This window comes from Candidatus Thiosymbion oneisti (genome assembly GCF_900092655.1).
In the GTDB taxonomy this organism is placed as follows: Bacteria; Pseudomonadota; Gammaproteobacteria; order Chromatiales; family Chromatiaceae; genus Thiosymbion; species Thiosymbion oneisti.
In genome coordinates this window covers 1-4,804 of sequence record NZ_FLUY01000136.1, presented here as the reverse complement: position 1 = coordinate 4,804, position 4,804 = coordinate 1, and the positions used below count along the sequence as shown (strand labels likewise).

The window sequence follows — 4,804 nt, the reverse complement described above, 5'->3', positions numbered from 1 at the left end:
AGGTTGCCGCCGCACTCCAAAACGTCCGGTGGTACCCTTCCATGATCGTTGGCAGTCCGGAATCCATAAAGAGCCTTATGAATTACACTGCCATCGTTGAGGAGCTGTCCGGTTAAAACGAATCCTAGCCCATGGGTAGTTCGATCCCCCAAACAGCGCCGAATCATTCAGGATTCCTTTATGATGCGGTTCGCCGCCTGCCGCTTGTCTGCCGGGCTTTTCCCATCCCTGGGGGTAGGTAGACCAGCCCAGGCAGGCGTGCTTGGGGCGGTGGGCAGGCGCTCACCACATCCTACACCCAAAGTGAGGTCCGCACGGGCAGGCCACGCGGGAGATACGGAACATGGCCTATTTCGACATCTTCAACGGGGACGCGGACGGTATCTGCGCACTCCAACAGCTCCGGCTGATCGAGCCGCGGGAGGCAACGCTGGTTACGGGTGTCAAGCGCGACATCGGGCTGCTGGCGCGGGTTCAGGCAAACCCCGGCGATGAGGTAACGGTACTGGATATCTCCCTGGACAGGAATCGGGGCGCCCTCCTCGGGTTGCTGGAGCGCGGGGTTCGGGTCCGTTATTTCGATCACCATTTTCCAGGGGCCATCCCTGAGCACCCTGGGCTGGATGTCCACATCGAGACCCTCCCCCATAAAGGGACCAGTCTGCTGGTGGACGATTTCCTCGGGGGGAGATGCCGTGCCTGGGCAGTGGTGGGCACCTTCGGCGACAATTTCGAGGCGGCGGCGCGGCGGGCCGCGGGTCCCCTGGGGCTGGACGAGGCGCAGCTAGCGGCCCTGCGCGAGCTCGGGGTCTGCTTGAATTACAACGCCTACGGGGCCCGGCTCGAGGACCTGTATCTCGCGCCGGACGAGTTGTTCCGACGCCTGCGGCCCTATGCGGAGCCCTTCGCATTCATCGCCGCGGACCCTGCCTTCCAAACCCTCCGCGCCGGCTACACCGATGATATGGCGCGGGCCCAGGTCTTGAAACCGGAGCTCGCGGGCGACCGCCATGCCCTCTATATCCTGCCCGCCGAGCCTTGGGCGCGGCGCGTGAGCGGACTCCTGGCCAATCAGCTCGCCCGGACATCCGCGCAGCGGGCCCATGCCCTGCTGACCCGGCTGCCCACCGGCGGATTCGTGGTCAGCGTGCGTGCGCCGACGGCGATAGGAACGGGCGCCGATGCGTTGTGCCGCCGCTTCCCCACCGGTGGTGGCCGTCGGGCCGCTGCCGGCATCGATTACCTTCCTGACGATAGTTACGGCGAGTTTGTCAGGCAATTTATGGCTGCTTTCTAATTCCATTTGCAGCAGGGCATTTCCGATCAAGGGAATCGTGGCAAAATTCCGCCCTTGGGATTTTTCAGGACAGCGCTCAAAATGTAGAGTTTTCGCTCCAACGAACCATGGCTTTCCCATAATGACCTGCAGGTGATGCTATGTTGTATACCCTTTTCATCCTGGCCGTCGGAATCCTTATCGGCTGGAATGTTCCCCAACCGCCTTGGGCAAGGGATTTGCAGGATCGGGCCGTGCGCTCGGTCAAGGCCATGCTTGATAAAATAAACCGTTGAAGGCGTCCAGCCGAGATTCCCGCAATCGGGAAGCCAAAGGCCGGTCCCGTTACGATCGAATGGAATAACCAATGCCGACCTTTACCTTGTCCGTCAGTCTCGGAGAGATCCTGTGCGCCGTCGCCGCGGCTGTCCTCGCAATTATCCTGTACCGGCGCTGCCGTATTCTCCATCATGCCTCCGGTTACAACCGCGCCGGTGTCCTCTATGAACGGGACGATCTGGTTGCGAAGCTCGCGGTCGCCGTATCTCTGATCGTCAGTCGGGCTGAGCTCGACTCGATCCCTGAGGACGACCAAGGCGCCCAGCTGCTCAATGCCTTGCGGGAAACCTGCCTCGCTATCGTTGAAAGCACCTGGCTCCGCGACCTGGAAAGGGCCTACGAGGACTCCAAGAACAGGCGCATCTCGGCCTACGAGCAAAGCACGTCCATCTCGGAGCTACGGGGAAAAATCGAGCACGAAAACCGCCGGCTGCGCCACGAGATCGAAGCCATCGGCCACCGTCTCGAGCAGATGTTGGATGCCTCTCATGGGCGCTCTGCCAGGGCCTCGGATAAGCTCTCCCAGGTCCTGGATCGGATACTGCGATAAGACTCCGCCTCGGTTCTCCTGGGCGATGCCGGCTTCGCCCTTTGACCCCCTCTCCCCAACCCCTCTCCCGGCGGGAGAGGGGCTTTTGCGACACCTTCGGTGGGAGAGGGGCGAAGCTCATATTCAGGAACGAAATCCTGGAATAACATTGTTTTTCAGTATGTTGTAATTATCGGCATCCCAATAACAACCTATATAATAGTATTAGAGGAGTATAATGGCCTTGGGTTTCAGGTAAAAACACAATGACCCTATATAATAGATATATCACTCATGGAAAGAACGGCGGGGCAATAAACCCGATCCGTTTAAGGGGATCTTAAATAATCCCATGCTTGGGACAATGCCATTAAGTTAAGCGTCACCGGCACCCTTTGTGATTGATTGAGCGCTGTTTTTCGTTCGTCCTCTCCCCGGCCCCCTCGCCGCGCTCGGGGCAAACGCTCTCCCGGCGGGAGAGGGGCTTTGTGGCTTGACTTAACGGCATTGGGATATGTTCCAGGAAGGAGATCGCCGTGCATACTTCCAAATCCCTACCAGGCTACCTGTTCCCCGTCGTGATCGGTTTTATGCTCGGTTCCCTGGCCGGAGGGCCGGCGGTATGGTCTGCACCGCAGGGAGGCACCATCGAGGGCGGGGAGGCAAGCATCCTCCAGGACGACACCACCACCACCATCATCCGACAGCAGTCGGGCCGGGCCATCGGTAAATTCGACTCCTTCAATGTCTGGGAAGATGAGCGGGTGGAGCTCCGACAACCGGGCCCGGAGGCGATTTTCTGGGCCAAGGATCACCAGAATAAACCGTCCCAAATTCATGGCTTTATACAGGGTAACGGACAGTTCTGGCTGAGCAATCGGAACGGCATCCTGGTCGGTCCCACGAGCAGGATCAATACCGCCGGGACGGTCCTGACATCGTCCTTCATGCACAACGAGCGCTTTCTTTCCGGTTCGAACACCTTCGATTTCGATCAACCGGGTAATCCGGATGCCGCCGTTATCAATGAGGGATCTATCTCCGCAGGCGCAGCGGGACTCGTGGGACTGGTGGCACCGGGCGTCGTCAATGACGGGATCATCCAGGCCCGGCTCGGAACGGTCGCGCTGGCCTCCGCGAATCGGTTCACCCTTGATCCACGGGGTGACGGGGTGGTGAGGATCGCGGTCGATGACCAAATCCTGGACCAGGTGATCGACCACCGAACCGGCAAGCCGCTCAGGCACTTGGTCAGCAATCACGGGACGCTCAAGGCCTTCGGCGGACAAGTAGCGCTCTCCGCGGCCGAGACCCGCCTGGCCCTGGATAGTGTGATCGACAGCTCCGGGAAGATCCTGGCGCCCACGGTCGAAAAGCAAATCGGGACTATCACCTTTTCCACCGCCTTTCCCGGCCAACGGGAGACCTCGGGTACGACCAGCCGGCGGCAACAGCCCCGTACTCCAAGACAAAAAATAAGGGTCGCCGGCAAGCTCGACGTTTCCGGGAAGGAGAAGGATCAAAGCGGAGGTGATATCTATCTGCTCGGCGAAGAGGTCGAACTCGCCAAGGTCGACATCGACGCCTCGGGCCATGCCGGTGGCGGGCAGGTCTTCGTGGGTGGTGATTTCATGGGAGGCCACGGCAGCCCGGAGCAAACGCAGCGCCATGGCCTGCGTTCCCCCCCGCGGCCGCTTCCCACCGCCCAATACAGCATCCTCGAGCATGTTGTGATCAATGCCGATGCCACGCACAGCGGGAGGGCGGGGCAGATCATTATCAGCGCGGACAAGAACACCCTTGGGACGGGAAGCCTCTCGGCCCGGGGAGAACGGGGCCTGATCGCGATTTCAGGGCGAGAGTATCTGGCCGCCGACTTCATGATCGATGTCAGCAACCCATCCGCCGGGAGGGGCGGGACCTTGTTGTACGGCTCAGGCAATATCAGGGTAAGCAATGCCGGCGCCAGGGTCGATTTCGACAATCCATACGAACCCCTTACGGATACGATCATTGCCTCCGAGCGTATCGAGTCGGTCTTGAACACCGGTGGCGATGTCTCGCTGGTAGCCGATCAGGCCGCTGATCCGGGTTCCGGTCTGTCAGGAGGGAACATTTCGATTGCAGCGGATATTTTCAAAGGGGATGGCGGAGATTCTACGCTTAGTCTTTACGCCGCCGGCGGGGTCGATATCGGTTCCGGCGTTTGGATTGTATCGCCTCCTTGGTTAGCTTCCGGTGGACTTCAAATTTATGCCGCTACGAATGACGACTACGGTTTTTTCCGAGTCGGCACCAGAAGCCTGATAGATACGAATGGCGGGGATCTTGCCGTTCAAACCGGACTGTTTTCGACTGCAGGAGCCATTTTTACCAATGGTGGGAACATCCATATAGAAGATAATTCCGCAAACAACTTTGGTACTTTCGAAATCCGTCCCGGAGGTTTGCTAGCCACGAACGGCGGGGATCTTGCCGTTCAAACCGGACTGTTTTCGATTGCAGGAGCCATTTTTACCAATGGTGAGAACATCCGTATAGAGGACAACCCGACAAACGACGCTGGTGCTTTCGAAATCCGTCCCGAAGGTCGGATAGACACGGGCAGCGGAGAGATGACCGTTCGAACCGATGACCTTTGGATTGAAGGCACTATTCTT

At 59.2% G+C, this 4,804-nt stretch carries 4 protein-coding genes; all 4 read left to right on the top strand.

Annotation, left to right across the window (positions count from 1 at the left end):
- Positions 1 to 343: 343 nt before the first annotated feature.
- On the top strand, positions 344 to 1,297 hold the full coding sequence (locus tag BQ17_RS01375; protein ID WP_089723956.1) for an acetyltransferase: 954 nt from the start codon (positions 344 to 346) through the stop codon (positions 1,295 to 1,297).
- 140 nt (positions 1,298 to 1,437) lie between these two features.
- Positions 1,438 to 1,572 carry a hypothetical protein gene (locus tag BQ17_RS23030; RefSeq protein WP_256091436.1) on the top strand — a complete coding sequence of 45 codons (135 nt, stop codon included), beginning with the start codon at positions 1,438 to 1,440 and terminating at the stop codon, positions 1,570 to 1,572.
- Between the two features lie 71 nt (positions 1,573 to 1,643).
- A complete protein-coding gene (locus BQ17_RS01370) occupies positions 1,644 to 2,165 on the top strand; it encodes a hypothetical protein (RefSeq protein ID WP_089723955.1) in 522 nt (173 codons plus the stop codon).
- A gap of 515 nt (positions 2,166 to 2,680) precedes the next feature.
- Positions 2,681 to 4,804: two-partner secretion domain-containing protein (locus BQ17_RS01365; protein ID WP_141699028.1), on the top strand; the 2,124-nt coding region annotated here is incomplete at its 3' end.